14 protein-coding genes are annotated in these 17,127 nt (G+C 70.9%); 4 read left to right on the forward strand and 10 right to left on the reverse strand.

The window, feature by feature from the left end:
• Window positions 1–17: 17 nt before the first annotated feature.
• On the reverse strand, window positions 18–827 hold the full coding sequence (locus tag AC3EUV_RS07970; RefSeq protein WP_432140318.1) for a nucleotidyltransferase: 810 nt from the start codon (window positions 825–827) through the stop codon (window positions 18–20).
• Window positions 828–966: 139 nt separating this feature from the next.
• Window positions 967–1,641: a Crp/Fnr family transcriptional regulator gene (locus AC3EUV_RS07975; RefSeq protein WP_006604164.1), complete on the reverse strand. Its 675-nt coding sequence runs from the start codon at window positions 1,639–1,641 to the stop codon at window positions 967–969.
• Between the two features lie 443 nt (window positions 1,642–2,084).
• On the opposite strand from AC3EUV_RS07975, the gene nth reads away from it, so the two are divergent.
• The 3 genes from nth to AC3EUV_RS07990 are packed head-to-tail and all read left to right on the forward strand — an operon-like array spanning window position 2,085 to window position 5,108.
• A complete protein-coding gene (nth, locus tag AC3EUV_RS07980; protein ID WP_435602511.1) occupies window positions 2,085–3,119 on the forward strand; it encodes an endonuclease III in 1,035 nt (344 codons plus the stop codon).
• A 53-nt stretch (window positions 3,120–3,172) separates the two neighbouring features.
• A complete protein-coding gene (locus AC3EUV_RS07985) occupies window positions 3,173–3,895 on the forward strand; it encodes an NUDIX hydrolase (RefSeq protein ID WP_432140316.1) in 723 nt (240 codons plus the stop codon).
• 13 nt (window positions 3,896–3,908) lie between these two features.
• Window positions 3,909–5,108, forward strand: a complete 1,200-nt coding sequence (locus tag AC3EUV_RS07990; protein ID WP_432140315.1) for a MarP family serine protease — start codon at window positions 3,909–3,911, stop codon at window positions 5,106–5,108.
• 120 nt (window positions 5,109–5,228) lie between these two features.
• On the opposite strand, the gene AC3EUV_RS07995 is transcribed toward AC3EUV_RS07990, so the two are convergent.
• From AC3EUV_RS07995 to AC3EUV_RS08025, 7 genes are all read right to left on the reverse strand, one after another.
• Window positions 5,229–5,426: a hypothetical protein gene (locus AC3EUV_RS07995; protein ID WP_388189431.1), complete on the reverse strand. Its 198-nt coding sequence runs from the start codon at window positions 5,424–5,426 to the stop codon at window positions 5,229–5,231.
• 248 nt (window positions 5,427–5,674) lie between these two features.
• A complete protein-coding gene (locus AC3EUV_RS08000; RefSeq protein WP_432140314.1) occupies window positions 5,675–6,613 on the reverse strand; it encodes an alpha/beta fold hydrolase in 939 nt (312 codons plus the stop codon).
• A complete protein-coding gene (locus tag AC3EUV_RS08005) occupies window positions 6,610–7,068 on the reverse strand; it encodes a phage holin family protein (RefSeq protein WP_018089969.1) in 459 nt (152 codons plus the stop codon). Before AC3EUV_RS08005 ends, AC3EUV_RS08000 begins: the two co-directional genes overlap by 4 nt.
• 44 nt (window positions 7,069–7,112) lie before the next feature.
• A complete protein-coding gene (gene nhaA / locus AC3EUV_RS08010; protein WP_435602512.1) occupies window positions 7,113–8,507 on the reverse strand; it encodes a Na+/H+ antiporter NhaA in 1,395 nt (464 codons plus the stop codon).
• Between the two features lie 379 nt (window positions 8,508–8,886).
• Window positions 8,887–10,851 carry an acetate--CoA ligase gene (gene acs / locus AC3EUV_RS08015; protein ID WP_432140312.1) on the reverse strand — a complete coding sequence of 655 codons (1,965 nt, stop codon included), beginning with the start codon at window positions 10,849–10,851 and terminating at the stop codon, window positions 8,887–8,889.
• 148 nt (window positions 10,852–10,999) lie between these two features.
• Window positions 11,000–13,330 carry a bifunctional SulP family inorganic anion transporter/carbonic anhydrase gene (locus AC3EUV_RS08020; protein ID WP_435602513.1) on the reverse strand — a complete coding sequence of 777 codons (2,331 nt, stop codon included), beginning with the start codon at window positions 13,328–13,330 and terminating at the stop codon, window positions 11,000–11,002.
• Between the two features lie 429 nt (window positions 13,331–13,759).
• On the reverse strand, window positions 13,760–14,746 hold the full coding sequence (locus tag AC3EUV_RS08025; RefSeq protein WP_432140310.1) for an ATP-binding protein: 987 nt from the start codon (window positions 14,744–14,746) through the stop codon (window positions 13,760–13,762).
• A 101-nt stretch (window positions 14,747–14,847) separates the two neighbouring features.
• Between AC3EUV_RS08025 and AC3EUV_RS08030 the strand changes: the two genes are divergently transcribed.
• Window positions 14,848–15,732: a Fic family protein gene (locus AC3EUV_RS08030; protein WP_432140309.1), complete on the forward strand. Its 885-nt coding sequence runs from the start codon at window positions 14,848–14,850 to the stop codon at window positions 15,730–15,732.
• Between the two features lie 371 nt (window positions 15,733–16,103).
• Here the strand turns inward: AC3EUV_RS08030 and AC3EUV_RS08035 are convergent, their stop codons facing one another.
• Window positions 16,104–17,012, reverse strand: coding sequence for an HAD family hydrolase (locus AC3EUV_RS08035; RefSeq protein ID WP_435602514.1), 909 nt, complete (start codon window positions 17,010–17,012; stop codon window positions 16,104–16,106).
• Between the last annotated feature and the right edge of the window lie 115 nt (window positions 17,013–17,127).

Here is a 17,127-nt window from a genome sequence, read left to right on the forward strand (position 1 = left end):
AGGCCCCGTCAGGGCGCTTACGGGCGGGGAGCCTTCGCCCCGTGGACGGCCAGATACTCACCGGCCAGCCAGGGGGCGAGGCCGGACAGCAGCTCGTCCAGCAGCTCCGGGTACGCGACGGGCGTCCGGGCGGCGCGTACCGCGGCGCGCATCTGCTCGGCGTACGCCGGGTAATAGCGGCCGAACACCTCGGCGGACTCGGTGAGGTCGCTGGTCCAGCCGCCCCAGCGCGGCATGACCAGGGTGAATCCGGTACGGACGAGCCGGCGCGCCACACCCCGGGTCAGCCGGGTGCGCTCGGCTTCCGTAGTGGCCGCCGCGGCCTGTGTGCGCAGTCCGGGCAGGTCGCGGAAGAGGTCACCGTTGGTCTCGCGGGCGAGGAGCGAGGTGGGGCGGTAGCGGGGCAGCCGAGCGGCGAGATCCGGGCCGCCGAGCGGGGTGCACAGGCAGGCCACGAACCACCCCAGGTCGTACCGCTCCGGCTCGCTCAGCAGGCGCGGCACGCCGAACAGCAGGATCCCGACGCCGTTGACCTGGGGGAAGGCCGTATCGAGGCGGTCCTCCAGGGCGCGGGCGGCGGCCCGGTCGGCCCGTGTGGGCGCGTCCCGCAGGGCGAGCAGCACATCGAGGTCGGAGACGCCGGGGACGGCGGTGCCACGGGGGACGCTGCCGTAGAGATAGCTGCTGTGCAGCCTGGCGGGGCCGAAAGGGTCGCCGAGCCGGGCGCCCAGCTCCGCCACCACGGGCGCGAACCGCGCGGACACCCGGTCCAGGGCCCCCTCCCGTAGGAAGCAGCCGTCCCGGTCCAGTCCCGTGCGGTGGGTCATGGCCTCACTCTGGCGGGGCCTGCGGTGGTCCGGCGAGCCAATAACGGGCCGCGGGGCGAGCGGGGCCGGCCGGCGGTCCCGCGGCGCCCATGACGAAGGGCCCCGCCGGAGCGGGGCCCTTCCAGGCTGTCTGCGGGGGTCAGCGCGAGCGCTTCGCCAGCCGCTCGACGTCCAGCAGGATCACGGCGCGCGCCTCCAGGCGCAGCCAGCCGCGGCCCGCGAAGTCCGCGAGCGCCTTGTTGACCGTCTCGCGGGAGGCGCCGACCAGCTGGGCCAGCTCTTCCTGCGTGAGGTCGTGGACGACGTGGATGCCCTCCTCGGACTGCACGCCGAAGCGGCGCGACAGGTCGAGCAGCGCGCGGGCCACACGGCCCGGTACGTCCGAGAAGACCAGGTCGGACATCTGGTCGTTGGTCTTGCGCAGCCGGCGCGCGACCGCCCTCAGCAGGGCCGTGGCCACCTCGGGGCGGGCGTTCAGCCAGGGCTGGAGGTCGCCGTGCCCCAGACCGAGGAGCTTGACCTCGGTGAGGGCGGAAGCCGTGGCCGTACGGGGGCCGGGGTCGAAGAGCGAGAGCTCACCGATCAGCTCTCCGGGGCCGAGGACGGCGAGCATGTTCTCCCGCCCGTCGGGGGAAGTGCGGTGCAGCTTCACCTTGCCCTCGGTGACCACGTAGAGGCGGTCGCCGGGGTCCCCTTCGTGGAACAGGGCGTCGCCGCGGGCGAGCGTGACCTCTCCCATAGAGGCGCGCAGCTCGGCCGCCTGCTCGTCATCGAGCGCCGCGAAGAGCGGTGCGCGCCGCAGAACGTCGTCCACGAGATCTCTCCTTGTCGACATGCTCCGGGGGACTGTGGTCCCCATCATGCCGGAATGCAAAACAGTGCGATCAATCACAAGTTTGCCGGACCGGTGCCCCGAGCCATAAGGCAGGGGGCCGATTGGGGTCAGGAATCACAGCGATCAAGCCGGATGTCAGTGGCTGGCCTTAGTCTGGCCGAGTGTCCAATACGCCGGTGAGAGCAGAGGACTGGGGGGCCGGAAGAGTGAGCGCAGGGCAGGATTCCGCTGTGGGCGAACAGCCGTCCGGCCGCGCATCGGATTCGGATAAAGGTAACAAATCCCTCTCGGGCGGCACCCCACCGGAAGCCGCCCGTCCGGAAACCCGGCGCGTCGCGACCGTCGACGCAGGACACGACCGTGCAGACCGCCGCGAGGATGACTCCGGCAGGCAAGACCTCGGCAGGGAAGAAGGCCGCCCCGTGAACGCAACCCCCGAGAAGCCGGCGGCGGCCAAGAAGGCCGTCACGAAGAAGGCCACCGCCAAGAAGGCCGTCTCGAAGAAGGCCACCGCGGCCGCCGAGCAGGCCCCCGCCAAGAAGACGGCCGCCGGGAAGGCCGCCCCGGCGAAGAAGGCGACGACGAAGAAGGCGACGGCGAAGAAGGCGACGGCGAAGAAGGCGACCGCCAAGACGGCCGCCGGGACCACCGCCCCCGCCAAGAAGGCGCCCGCGCGCAAGCCCGAGTCCCGGGTCGCCATGGTGCGGCGGGCCCGCCGGATCAACCGCGAGCTGGCCGAGCTGTATCCGTACGCCCACCCCGAGCTGGACTTCACCAACCCCTTCGAACTGCTGGTCGCGACGGTCCTGTCCGCGCAGACCACCGACCTGAGGGTCAACCAGACCACCCCGCACCTCTTCGCGGTCTGCCCCACGCCCGAGGACGTGGCCGCGATGCCCCCGGAGAAGCTGGAGGAGCTGATCCGGCCGACCGGCTTCTTCCGGGCCAAGACGAAGTCGCTGATCGGCCTGTCGGCGGCGCTCCGCGACCGCTTCGGCGGGGAGGTCCCGGGCCGCCTGGAGGACCTCGTCACCCTCCCCGGAGTCGGCCGCAAGACCGCCAATGTGGTGCTGGGCAACGCCTTCGGCGTCCCGGGCATCACCGTCGACACGCACTTCGGCCGGCTGGCGCGCCGCTTCGGCTGGACCACCGCGGAGGACGCCGAGAAGGTCGAGGCGGATGTCGCCGAGATCTTCCCCAAGAGCGAGTGGACGATGCTCTCGCACCGGGTCGTCTTCCACGGCCGCCGCGTCTGCCACTCCCGTAAGCCCGCCTGCGGAGCCTGCGCCATCGCCCCGCTCTGCCCCGCGTACGGCGAGGGCGAGACGGACCCGGAGAAGGCCAAGAAGCTGCTGAAGTACGAGCTGGGCGGCCAGCCGGGCCAGCGGCTGAAGCCACCGGCCGGCTATCCGGGGCGGCCCGCGCCGCCGATGGCGCCCCCGGTGGCCGCTTCCTGACGCCCGCCGCCCAGAGGTGACCGACGATCGATGCCAGGCCTGAGGGGGCGCGGATGCGGAGTGCACGGGAGCAGCAGTACGGCAAGGAGGACGCCGGGGAGGCGTCCGGCCGGGAGGCGGCGGTCACGGCCGAGGGCCTGCCCGAGTGGCTGGCCCCGGTGGCCCGGGTGGCTGCCACGATCGAGCCGCCCCAGCTCAGCCGCTTTCTGCCGCCCGAGAGTGGTGGCCGGCAGTCCGCGGTACTGATCCTCTTCGGCCACGGCCCCCGCGGCCCCGAGCTGCTCCTGATGGAGCGCGCCGGCACCCTGCGCTCACACGCCGGCCAGCCCTCCTTCCCCGGTGGCGCCCTCGACCCGGAGGACGGCGATCCGGAGGGCTCCGGTCCGGTCCGGGCGGCGCTGCGCGAGGCCGAGGAGGAGACCGGCCTCGATCCCTCCGGTGTGCAGGTCTTCGGTGTGCTGCCGCGGCTCTACATCCCCGTCAGCGGCTTCGTGGTGACGCCCGTTCTGGGGTGGTGGCGCCGGCCCAGCCCCGTCGGCGCGGTCGACCAGGCGGAGACCGCCCGGGTGTTCACGGTTCCCGTGGCGGATCTCACTGACCCGTCCCATCGTGTGACAACGCGCCATCCCAGCGGCCACATCGGGCCTGCCTTCCTTGTCGAGAACGCCCTGGTCTGGGGGTTTACGGCCGGAGTCATCGACCGGATCCTGCACTACGCGGGCTGGGAGATTCCGTGGGACCGTGACAAGGCCGTCCCGCTCGACTGGCGCTCGTGAGACGGTGTCCGGCGTGAACGTCCTGGACATTTTGCTGCTGGTCGCGGCCGTGTGGTTCGCCATCATCGGTTATCGGCAAGGCTTCGTCGTCGGCATCCTTTCCGTGATCGGCTTCCTCGGGGGCGGCCTGATCGCGGTCTATCTGCTGCCGGTGATCTGGAACGAGATCACCGGGGAGGCGACCCCCGGCACCTTCGCGGCCATCGCGGCGGTAGCCATCGTGATCGTGTGCGCATCCGTGGGCCAGGCGCTCACCACCCATCTGGGCAACAAACTGCGCCGCCACATCACGTGGTCACCGGCGAGAGCGCTGGACGCCACCGGCGGCGCGCTGGTCAACGTCCTGGCGATGCTGCTGGTCGCCTGGCTGATCGGCTCGGCGCTGGCCGGCACCTCCCTGCCGACGCTCGGCAAGGAGGTCCGTAACTCCAAGGTGCTGCTCGGGGTGTCCCGGGTGCTGCCCCCGCAGGCAGGCACGTGGTTCGCGGACTTCTCCTCGGTCCTCGCCCAGAACGGCTTCCCGCAGGTCTTCACGCCGTTCTCCAACGAGCCGATCAACAACGTCCCGGCGCCCGATCCCCGGCTGGCCACCAGCCCGGTCGCGGCACAGGCCAAGCGCAGCATCGTCAAGGTCGTCGGCACGGCCCCCAGCTGCGGCAAGGTCGTGGAAGGCAGCGGTTTCGTCTTCGGCCGGCACCGCGTGATGACCAACGCCCATGTCGTCGGCGGCGTGCGCGAGCCCACCGTCCAGGTGGGCGGCGAGGGCCGTACCTACGACGCCAAGGTCGTGCTCTTCGATTGGCGACGCGATATCGCGGTCCTGGACGTGCCCTCGCTCAAGGCCCCGGCGCTCCAGTTCACCAACGCGGACGCGGAGAGCGGCAACAGTGCCATCGTCGCCGGCTTCCCGGAGAACGGCGGCTACGACGTCCGCGCGGCCCGGGTGCGCGGCCGCGTCCAGGCCAACGGCGCGGACATCTACAAGCGCGGCACGGTCGGCCGCGATGTCTACTCGCTCTACACCACGGTCCGGCAGGGCAACTCCGGCGGCCCGCTGCTCACCCCGCAGGGCAAGGTCTACGGCGTCGTCTTCGCGAAGTCCCGGGACGACTCCCGCACCGGCTACGCGCTGACCGCCGACGAGGTCCGCGAGGACGTCACCAGGGGGCGCACGGCCCAGCAGCAGGTCGACAGCCAGGGCTGCGCGATCTAGGGGCACTTCCGGTGGGCGGGCGTGGGCCCGGCCACCGGAGAGGCCCTGGAGGCCCGGAGGATCACTGCCGTCGGCCGGCGTCCGGCGCGGGAAGTCGCGCGCCGTCGGCGGGCGGAGGAGTCAGGTGCGGGGATGGCGTAGTCGCGCGCTCATCCAGCGCGCTCTGCGGCGCAGGATGCGCGGGATCCCCATCGGGTGCGCCGGGTCGGGGGATGCGCCGGACCTGAGGTCCGGGGTTCCCCTTTCCTGAGTACCCACGGCAACGGTACTGCTGCGGCGGTTGCGTGCCACGTCACGGTAGTCGTGCGTCCAGCCCATACCCTCGACTCTGCCCGTGGCCCAAGGTCCGTAACCGCCCCGGGGACCGCCAATTGGCCTATGCGCCGGGCAAGTGGCTGTTCGTCATACGCACGTTCGAGCCCGGTGTGCGGCCGCTCCGCCGAGCGGTGTGGAAAGCCCGCTCAGCGGTCCGCGGAGGGCGTGGACGAACCGGTGCACGCGGGTGGGTTCAACAGTCCGTCCCGGGGGCGTCGTTGCTCCCTGCCCGCCCCTAGGACGGCGGCTCGTCACCGGTCCGGTTCCGGGTCCTTCAGCCAGTTGATCAGCTCCGTGGAGAACGCCACCGGGTCCTCCTCGTGCGGGAAGTGCCCCAGGCCGTCGAAGAGCCGCCAGCGGTACGGCGCCTCGACGTACTCGCCGGAGCCGGCCGCGCTGCGGGTGCGCATCACCGGGTCGAGCGAGCCGTGCAGATGCAGCGTCGGGACCCGTACGGGCATCTTCATCCGGCGGCCGAACTGGAGGCCGTCGGGGCGGGCCATCGAGCGGACCATCCAGCGGTACGGCTCGATCGAGCAGTGCGCCGTCGAGGGGATGCTCATCGCCCGCCGGTAGACCGCCAGCGCGTCGTCGTCCGGCAGCCGGGGGCCGGACCAGTCGTGGATCATCCGGCCCACCAGGGCCGCGTCGTCCGCCGTCAGCGCGCGCTCCGGCAGCCAGGGGCGCTGGAAGTTCCAGATGTGCGAACTCCGGGCGCTCTGCCGGACGTCGGCGAGCATCGCCGAGCGCCAGCGCCGTGGGTGCGGCATCGAGGACACCGCCAGCCGGCGCACCAGCTTGGGCCGCATCACCGCCGCCGTCCAGGCGAGATAGCCGCCCAGATCGTGCCCGACGAGCGCGGCGTCCGGCTCTCCCAGGGACCGGATGACGCCGGTGATGTCCAGGGCGAGGTTCGCCGGGTCGTAGCCGCGCGGGGTGCGGTCGCTGCCGCCGACGCCCCGCAGATCCATCGCGACCGCCCGGAAGCCCGCCGCGGCGAGTGCCGGCATCTGGTGCCGCCAGGTCCACCAGAACTGTGGAAAGCCGTGCAGCAGCAGCACCAGGGGGCCGTCACCCATCTCCGCGATGTGGAAGCGGGCGCCGTTGGCCGCGACGTCGCGGTGCGAGACCTCTTCCCCGCTGGGGATGCCGATCCGTACGACCGAGGCGGTGCTGTCAGGGGCTGTCATACCGATGAGCGTGTCACAGACTCCAGCACCGGGTGCTCCACGGGCGCCACGCGCGGGTGCGGCTTGGCCTTCTGGAGTACGGCCGCGGTCTCCTTGGCGGAGTTGATCGACTTCTCAGGCTTCTTGATCTTCTTCATCTTGGCCATCGCGATCAGGGCCAGCAGTCCGGCGAGGACCAGGAAGGCGCCCCCGACGATCAGGAAGGACCAGGCGAGGCCGAGGCCGAGGTTGTGGATGCCATACGCCGCCGCGAAGCTCAGCACCGGCAGCGCGAACAGCGCCAGCGCGCCGGCCACCATGAACGCGGCACTGCCGATGCCCGCGCGCTTGGCGTCCTGCCGGAACTCCGCCTTGGCCAGCGCGATCTCGTCGTGCACCAGCGCGGACATTTCGGCCGTGGCCGTGGCCACCAGCTGTCCGAGGCTGCGGTCCGTGCCGTCGTGCACTGCGCTCATCGCCGTCTCCCTCATCTCTTCACCCGGATGCAAAGCCTCTCAGATCATGCCGGACCATCGTCTCCGGCATGCGAGTCGGAGGCCACTTCGGCAAGCCGCCGGTGCTCGGCGGCCTTGGCTTCGTGGATCGCCGCCATCCGCAGGTGGTACTCCGGCTTGTCGAGTTCGTAGATGTCGGGGATGCCGTCTTGGTCCTCGTCCCGCTCCTCGTCCTCGCACAGCTGCTTGTACTTGGTGTTGCGGACCTTGAGGAGGATGCCGGCGAACACGGCCGCCAGCAGCGAGCCGATCAGCACCGACGCCTTGATCTCGTCGGTCAGCACCAGGTCTCCGGCGAAGGCGAGTTCACCGATGAGCAGGGAGACTGTGAAGCCGATGCCGGCCAGGGAGGCGACGGCGAAGACATCCGGCCACTTGAGGTCGGGGTTGAGCTCGGCCTTGGTGAAGCGGGCGGTGCACCAGGTGCCGCCGAAGATGCCGAGCGCCTTGCCCACCACCAGGCCGAGCACGACCCCGAGCGTCTCCGGCCGGGTGAAGACCTCGTGCACCGCACCGCCGGATATGGACACGCCCGCGGAGAACAGGGCGAACAGCGGTACGGCGAAGCCGGCCGAGAGCGGGCGGACCAGATGCTCGATGTGTTCGCCCGGGGACTGCTTCTCGCCGTCGCGCCGGGTACAGCGCAGCATCAGGCCCATGGCGACGCCGGCGATGGTGGCGTGCACCCCGCTGTTCTCCATCAGGCCCCAGATGACCAGGGCGAGCGGGACGTAGACGTACCAGCCGCGGACACCCTTGCGCAGTAGCAGATAGAAGAGCACCAGGCCGGCGAGGGCGAGGCCGAGCGCCAGAAAGTTGATCTTCGAGGTGAAGAAGATCGCGATGATCAGGATCGCGAAGAGGTCGTCGACGACGGCGAGGGTGAGCAGGAAGGCGCGCAGCGCGGCGGGCAGGGACGTGCCGATGACGGCGAGTACGGCGAGCGCGAAGGCGATGTCGGTGGCGGTGGGGACCGCCCAGCCCTGGAGCGAGCCGCCGCCGATGCTGTTGACCGCGAAGTAGACGACCGCCGGCATCGCCATCCCGCAGACCGCGGCGACCACGGGGAGTGCGGCGGCCTTGGGGTCACGGAGCTCGCCGGCGACCAGTTCGCGCTTCAGCTCGATACCGGCGACGAAGAAGAAGATCGCGAGCAGCCCGTTGGCGGCCCAGTGCTGGAGGGACAGGTCCAGGCCCAGCGCGGCCGGTCCCAGATGGAAGCCGCGGACCGTCTCGTAGCTCTTGCCGAGGGTGTTTGCCCAGATCAGAGCGGCTACGGCGGCGGCGAGGAGGAGGATGCCGCCGACGGTTTCGGCGCGCAGCGCCTCCGCGATGAAGTTCCGCTCGGGCAGCGACATCCGCCCCAGGAAGGGGGCGCGGCGGTTCCGGGGGGCGCTCATATGCGGGCCTCGCCGCGCTCGGCGGGACGGTGGGCGCGCGGTGCGCACTTCTTGATCGTTTGCTTGCTTCGCGCGCTCACTGGGTGACCTCCGGCTTTCGGCAGCTGTGTACGGCTGTTGCAGTTGCCGACCAGACTTCCCGGCGCACCCAGAGTTTTAGCGTGTCATTGACGCGTGTCCCACTGTACCTGGCGGGCGCGAGCGGCTATCCGGTGGTCTCACTTTACGGTCAATTCGGGCGCCGGGCCGCCGGAGGGACGGGCCGCCGCCGGGGTGCTCCGCGCCTTCGCGGCGACCGACGGGAAGGCGGGTCGCTGGGGCCATGGCAAGGGGGCACCCGGCCGCGTCGGCCGGATGCCCCCTTCGTGTGCCGTCCCGCTCAGTCCTCGCTGGCCGCGCTCGGCAGCTTCGCCTGGATCAGGTCCATCACCGAGGAGTCGGTGAGGGTGGTGACATCACCGAGGTCGCGGTTCTCGGCGACATCGCGCAGCAGCCGCCGCATGATCTTGCCGGACCGGGTCTTGGGCAGCTCCGCGACCGGCAGGATCCGCTTGGGCTTGGCGATCGGGCCGAGCTGCTGGGCGACATGGGCGCGCAGTTCCTCGACCAGGCCCTCGTCCTCCGCCGCACCGCCGCGCAGGATGACAAAGGCACAGATGGCCTGGGTGGTCTGCGGGTCGGCGGCGCCGACGACCGCGGCCTCGGCCACCTTCGGATGCGAGACCAGTGCCGACTCCACCTCGGTGGTGGAGATGTTGTGGCCGGACACCAGCATCACGTCGTCCACCCGGCCGAGCAGCCAGATGTCGCCGTCGTCGTCCTTCTTGGCGCCGTCACCGGCGAAGTACTTGCCCTCGAAGCGCGACCAGTACGTGTCGAGATAGCGCTGGTCGTCGCCCCAGATCGTGCGGAGCATGGCCGGCCAGGGCTCGGTCAGGACGAGGTAGCCGCCGGCGCCGTCGGGGACCTCACGCGCGTCGTCGTCCACGACCGTCGCGGCGATACCGGGCAGCGCCATCTGGGCCGAGCCGGGCTTGGTCGCCGTGACGCCCGGCAGTGGGCTCAGCATCATCCCGCCGGTCTCGGTCTGCCACCAGGTGTCGACGATCGGTGTCTTGTCGGCCCCGATGTGCTTGCGGTACCAGATCCACGCCTCGGGGTTGATGGGCTCGCCCACCGACCCGAGGACGCGCAGCGACGACAGATCGAACTTCGCCGGGATGTCGTCGCCCCACTTCATGCAGGCGCGGATCGCGGTCGGCGCGGTGTAGAGGATCGTCACGCCGTACTTCTGCACGATCTCCCACCAGCGGCCCTGGTGCGGGGAGTCGGGCGTGCCCTCGTAGAGCACCTCGGTCGCGCCGTTGGAGAGCGGGCCGTAGGTGATGTACGAGTGGCCGGTCACCCAGCCGACGTCGGCGGTGCACCAGAAGACGTCGGTCTCCGGCTTGAGGTCGAAGACGGCGTGGTGGGTGTACGACACCTGGGTGAGGTAGCCGCCGGTGGTGTGCAGGATGCCCTTGGGCTTACCCGTCGTGCCGGAGGTGTAGAGGATGAACAGCGGGTGCTCGGCGTCGAAGGCCTCGGGCGTGTGCTGGTCGCTCTGCCGGTCGACGATCTCGTGCCACCACACGTCGCGGCCCTCGTGCCAGTCGATGTCCTCCTGGCCGGTGCGGCGTACGACGAGGACGCTGCGGACGTTCTCCGTGCCGGGCTTGGTCAGTGCGGCGTCGACGGCGGGCTTGAGGGCGGAGGGCTTGCCGCGGCGGTAACCACCGTCGGCGGTGATCACCACGCGGGCGTCCGCGTCGTTGATACGGGTCGCCAGCGCGTCCGCGGAGAAGCCGCCGAAGACGACCGAGTGCGGAGCGCCCAGCCGCGCACAGGCCAGCATGGCGATGACCGCTTCCGGGATCATCGGCAGGTAGATGGCGACCCGGTCGCCGCTGCGCACGCCCAGCTCGGTCAGCGCATGGGCGGCCTTGGAGACCTCGCGCTGGAGCTCGGCGTAGGTGATCGCGCGGGTGTCGCCGGGCTCGCCCTCGAAGTGGATGGCGACCCGGTCACCCAGGCCGTTCTCCACATGCCGGTCCACGCAGTTGTACGCGACATTGAGCTTGCCGTCGGCGAACCACTTCGCGAAGGGTGCGTTGGACCAGTCGAGGGTCTGGGTGGGCGCGGTCTCCCAGGACAGGCGTCCGGCCTGCTCGGCCCAGAAGCCCAGCCGGTCTGCCGCGGCCTGCTCATACGCGGCAGCCGTGACGTTGGCGTTCGCGGCCAGATCGGCGGGCGGCGGGAACCGCCGCTCCTCCTTGAGCAGGTTGGCCAGGCTTTCGTTGCTCACGACATCTCCCAATCCCAGGGCGTCCGATGTGTCCCCAGGTCATAGCTCATCAGCCCGCGCCCGGCCCTGACAAGGGCTGTGGACAATTATTGGTGTAGACCTTTCGTTCCGGGCGCGTTCAAGGGCTGTTGAGGAGGCGCCGCGCAGGTCAGACCGTGACCGGCGCAGGTTCGCCGCGCACCGCGCAGAACCGCCCGGCGGCCTCGTCGAGCACATATGCCTGGGCCTCGCCGACATGGAAATACATGCCGTGCAAGGTCAGTGTGCCCTCGGCCGCCCGGCGGGCCACACACGGGTGGGCCCGGAGGTGGTCGAGCTGTTGCATGACGTTGACGAGCGCCAGCCGTTCCTGGTCATCATTCACCGGCCGTCCGCTGAGGGCGACTTCGCCCCGCCCCAGCCGTCCGATGCGCTGCATACGGGCCAGGCTCGGCCGGCCGTGCCGCAGCCAGCGGGCGAGCGGGGTCGGCTCGGCGTCTTCCGGTGCGGCCGCGCCCAGCAGCGCCCCCATGGCACCGCACCCCGAATGACCGCACACCGTGATCGAGCCGACCCGCAGCACCTCCACCGCGTACTCGATCGCCGCGCCCACGGAGTCGCAGGAGGCGTCCGAGCCGGGCGGCGGCACCAGATTCCCGACGTTGCGCACGGTGAACAGATCGCCCGGCCCGCTGGACGTGATCATGCTCGTGACCAGCCGGGAGTCGGCACAGGTCAGGAACAGCTGGGTGGGCCGCTGACCCTCGCGCGCCAGCCGGGACAGTTCCTCGCGCACCAGCGGAGCCGTATGGCGCTGGAATGCGGAGACTCCGCCCAGTAGTTGGCTTCCGCTGCTCTCCGGCACCGCCGCCGGGTCCGGGGTGGGCCGGGTGCAGTGATGATTGCGCCAGGGCGTCCACGGCCGGCAGGAGTGCGCACCGGCCTGCGCGGCGAGCGGCCGGCCCGAGCGGCCGCCGAGCGTCACCCGGCCGCCGTGCGCCCGGTGGGTGGCCGACCAGGACTGAAGCGCCTCGTAGGCGGCATGATCCATGAACGAACCGCACAGCTCGACGACGACATCGGTGTGCGCCGGCACCTGCGCCAGCGCCCGGCTCAGCCGCGGCACCGCCAAGAACGTCAACTGCCCGCTGACCCGCACCCGGTGGCCGTCCGCCTCCTTCGTGACCGTGACACGGGTGTGCGTCAGCCGGCGCAGTGCCAGGAAGACCGCGACCGCGATGCCCGTCGCCACCCCCTGGAGCACCCCGAAGAGGACGACGCCGCCCAACGTGGCCGCGTACACCGGGAATTCGCGGTGCCGCTGGACATGCCGGATGTGCGCGAAGCTCACCATCCGTACGCCGACGACCATCACCAGCGCGGCGAGCGCGGCCAGCGGAATCAGCTCCAGCGCCGTGGCCAGCAGGCCCGCGCACAGCAGCACCCATACGCCGTGCAGCACGGTGGCGCGGCGGGTGACCGCGCCGGCCCGCACATTGGCCGAGCCGCGGATCGCTCCCCCGGAGATCGGCAGCCCGCCCAGCAGCCCGGAGACCGTATTGGCCACGCCCTGGCCGGCCAGCTCACGGTTGAGCTGCGCGCGCCCCGTGGGCGCGCCCGGACGGTCGGCCGCCAGCCGGTCCACGGCCACCGCCGACAACAGCGACTCCATGCTGGCGACGAGGGTGACGGTGAGCACCGCGGCGGCCAGGGCCGGAAGGGAGTCGTCCGGAAACACCGGCAGCTGGGGCATCCGCCAGGACGGCAGCTCCACCCGCGCCACCTCCGTCCCCGCGCTGACGGCCGTCGCGGCGAGCACGGCGGCCAACGGGGCGGGCAGCACCCGCGCCCAGCGCCCGGCGCGGCCCGGCAGCCGTCCCCAGCCGAGAAGCACGGCGACGGTGACGGCGCCGATCAGCAGCGCGACGGCGTGCGGGTGCGCCAACTGGCCCGGCAGCGCGGCGGCGTTGTCGAGCGCCGAGCTGTCCGGACTGCCGCCGAGCACCACATGGAGCTGGCCGAGGGCGATGGTGGCCCCGATGCCGGCCAGCATGCCGTGCACGATCGCCGGGCTGATGGCGAGCGCCGCACGGGCCACGCGCAGGGCACCGAGGGCGAGTTGGGTGAGGCCGGCCAGGATCGTGAGGGCGCAGGTGGCGCGCCAGCCGTAGCGCTGGACCAGATCGGCGGTGACCACCAGGAGGCCGGTTGCCGCGCCGCTCACCTGGAGCGGAGCGCCCCCGAGGAGACCGGCGACGATGCCGCCGACGACCGCGGAGACCAGACCGGCCTGGAGCGGGGCGCCGGTGGCCAGGGCGAGGCCCAGGGACAGCGGGACGGCGAGCAGGAAGACGACGACCGAGGCGGAGAGGTCCCGGCGGGCGGCCCGGCCCTTCTTCACCGGGGAGCCGGGATCGGACGGCGTACGGGGCTCGGGAGGGATCTCGGTGCGGTGCGATGTGTGCGGCGGCTGCGGCGGCAACTTCTCGGTCTGCGACATTCCCGTCTCCTCCGGGGCGACGCGGTCGCGCGGGGCGCGATCGTGGGGCGGCGGTGTACTGCGGCGGGACGTGAGCCGGCCGGCGGGGATCACCGTTGGGTGATGGTCCGGTGACTCTCAAGCATCGGTAAATGAACCGTAATGAGAGGTAAAGGTAAGAAGAAGCTTTTGCGGTCATTCGCCGCAATTCATCCCCCTATCCGGTGAACGCGGCGCCTTTCGTCTTGTGGATTTCCGTCCTTTTCCTGGCGGGTGAAGGTGATGCGTCTTGGCACGTGAAGGCTGTGCGCGGTGATTCCGGTCCCTCATCGGGATGGCGCTCACCGGCGCCGCGAAGGGCGTCGCCGGCTGCTGAGGCGCGACGCGGAACGGGCTGCCGCCCGGGCGAACCGGCCGGGCCGGTGCCGCCCGCCCGCGTCGTCCGGCGGGTCAGGCGGGCTGTGGGGTGGCCGCTCCCTCGGAGAGCACGAAGGCGGGGTCGACCTGAGCGGCGAGATCGACTCCGGTCTTCGCATTGCCCCAGCTCTCCGCGTTCTTCAGGTGGAAGTGCACCATCTGCCGGGTGTAGCGCTCCCAGTCGCGGCGCCCATAGGCGGCATCGGCGGTGTGGTGCAGTGTTTCCAGGGCGCGCCGGTTGGCCTCCTCCAGCTGGTCGAAGCGGGCCGGGCGGCCCTTCTCCATGGCGCGCACCCAATCGGAGTGGCCGACGGTGACCAGCAGATCGTCGCCGGTCTCGTCGCGTAGGAACGCCAAGTCCTCCGGGCCCTGCACCTTGTTGCCCACGACCTTCAAGGGGACGCCGAAGTCCCGTGCGTACTCCTTGTACTGGCGGTAGACGGCGACGCCCTTACGGGTCGGCTCGGCCACCAGGAAGGTCATGTCGAAGCGGGTGAACATCCCGGAGGCGAAGGAGTCGGAACCGGCCGTCATGTCGACGACGACATACTCCTCCCGGCCGTCCACGAGGTGGTTCAGGCACAGCTCCACGGCACCGACCTTGGAGTGGTAACAGGCCACGCCGAGATCGGACTCGGTGAACGGCCCGGTCGCCATCAGCCGCACGGCGGACCCGTCGAGCTCCACCGGCCGGACGCAGGCGTCGTAGACGGGGTTGTCCTCGCCGACCCGCAGCAGCCGCGAGCCCTCGCCGGGAGGGGTGGTCTTGATCATTGATTCGGCGGACGGGATCCGGGGATTGCTGCCGCGCAAGTAGTCCTTGATCAGTGGCAGCTGGGCACCCATCGCGGGCAGCGCCGCGGCCTCCGCCTCGTCGAGGCCGAGCGCGGCGCCCAGATGCTGGTTGATATCGGCGTCCACGGCGATCACGGGGATCCGGGAAGCGGCGAGATGGCGGATGAACAGGGAGGACAGGGTGGTTTTGCCGCTGCCGCCCTTGCCTACGAAAGCGATCTTCATGTTCACCAAGGGTAATCTTGATCTCGCTCAGGGTGAGAGGGCTGCGTGAGGAAGACCACTCCTTCGAGGGGTCCGGCCTGGTGGTGCGTAGGGTCGTACCCATGGCTGGAATCTCCCGGGGGACGCCCCCCGAACCCCCACAGGCGAGCGCCGACCCGCTCGTGACCCTGGCCTCGCTCCCGGGAGTCGCCGACTCCGTGGACTCCGTACGCAAGGGCGTCGACCGGGTCTACGGGCATCGGGTCATGCGACGCCGCAGCAACGAGGTGACGTCCGAGGCGGCGCTGCGCGGAGCGCGTGGTTCCGCGGCTCTTTCCGGGGCCGACTGGGCGCTCGAAGAGGTCCGGCGCCGCACCGACTTCGGCGTCGAGGGCGAGCCGCGCACGGTCGGCGCGGCCCTGCGGCTGACCGCGGAGGCCGGGCAGCTGCTCAGCGTGTGGCGGCAGTCGCCGCTGCGGGTGCTGGCGCGGCTCCATCTGGTGGCCGCGTCAGGTGGCGGGCGTAGTGCCGATGAGGCCGGCCGGGCGGCCGACGAGACGGTGGGGCGGCCCCGGCTGGGCGCCGAGCCGGTGGACGAACCGCTCATCGAGCTGCCGCTGCCGGATGCCGGCGAGGTCGCCGGGCGGCTGGACGGGCTGGCGCGGCTGCTCCTCGCGGGCAGCGAGGCGCCGGCGCTGGTGACCGCGGCGGTGGTGCACGGCGAGCTGCTCGCCCTGCGGCCGTTCGCCACGTGCAACGGGCTGGTCGCGCGGGCCGCCCAGCGGATCGTGCTGATCGGCAGCGGACTGGACCCGAAGTCCATCTGCCCCGCCGAGGTCGGGCACGCCGAACTGGGGCGCGCGGCGTACGTCGCGGCCCTGGAGGGCTATGTGTCGGGCACTCCGGAGGGAGTCGCGGCCTGGATCGCGCACTGTGGACGTGCGGTGGAACTCGGCGTGCGGGAGAGCACTGCCGTCTGTGAGGCGCTCCAGCGCGGCGCGGCATAACGGGCGCCCGGGCGAAACCCTTTGGGCGCGGCGCTCGAAGAATTCCGGAAGGATTGCTTCATTCGCCCCTGAACAAGGGTTGCGGCGGTACCAATCGGTGGTACCGCCGCTGGCATGTCTGCCGGGTTACCAAGCGTGCTCGAATATTTGCCCATCAGGCCGGAATCTTTGTCCGGTTACCTGGTGCGGCTGGCCCGTAATCGACGGGTCGGCGTCGCGTGGGTGCCTGACATTCATGCATCGGTCCGTGGGCCACTTCCTGCGTTAAAGGTGTTCCTCTCGGATGTCCTTGGTCTCGCGGGCCGTTAAGTCCTTTGTACTCCTTGGGGGAGGGAAGCGGAACCCCGTGCATCAGATCTTTACGTTTGACTTCAAACGCGGGCATTACGGGCGACGCGGCCGCTCCGGCCAATAAGACCGAGGCGTGGCTTTGAGGTTTTCCGCCGGCTCGCGTACCAGACCAGCGTCGCGGTCGCCATGGCCGCGCCCACCGCGACCATGGCGGCGAGCGCCGGTCGCGAGGGCATCGACAGCGTGGGCAGCCGCTGCTTGAGCGGGACCGGCCGATTGAAGGAGAGAACCGGCCAACCCCGCGCTACCGCCTCGCGGCGCAGCGCCCGGTCCGGGTTGACGGCGAAGGGGTGGCCGACCGCCGAGAGCATCGGGACATCGGTGGCCGAATCGCTGTAGGCGTAGCAGCGCTCGAGGTCGTAGCCCTCGGACGCGGCGAGCTCCCGCACGGCTTCTTCCTTGGTCGGGCCATAGGCGTAGTACTCCACCTCGCCGGTGAAGCGGCCGTCCTCGCCGACGACCATGCGGGTGGCCACCACCCGGTCCGCGCCCAGGAGTTCACCGATCGGTTCGACGACCTCGGCACCCGAGGTGGAGACGATCACGACGTCCCGCCCCGCGGCATGATGTTCCTCGATGAGCGAGGCCGCCTCGTCGTAAATGATGGGGTCGATCAGATCGTGCAGCGTCTCGGCGACGATCTCCCGCACCTGTGCCACGTCCCAGCCGCGGCACAGTGAGGAGAGATATTCCCGCATCCGCTCCATCTGATCGTGGTCGGCGCCGCCCGCCAGGAACACGAACTGGGCGTACGCGGTGCGCAGTACGGCCCGCCGATTGATCAGGCCGCCTTGGTAGAACGACTTGCTGAAGGTCAGCGTGCTTGACTTAGCAATGACGGTCTTGTCCAAGTCGAAGAACGCGGCAGTACGGGGAGTCGAGTGAGGCACGGAGTGGTTTTCCACGGGGCGAGCATAGGCGCCCACCATTCGGCGTAAGGTGTGGCGCGTGGGTTTGCCTGAGAAGGCTCTCGGGTACACCATGGAAGTCACGGATCGTTCGCGACCGTGCTAACCCGGTCCGGCTCCTCCCCCCCCGAGTCGG

The sequence above is a fragment of the Streptomyces sp. bgisy130 genome (genome assembly GCF_057708345.1).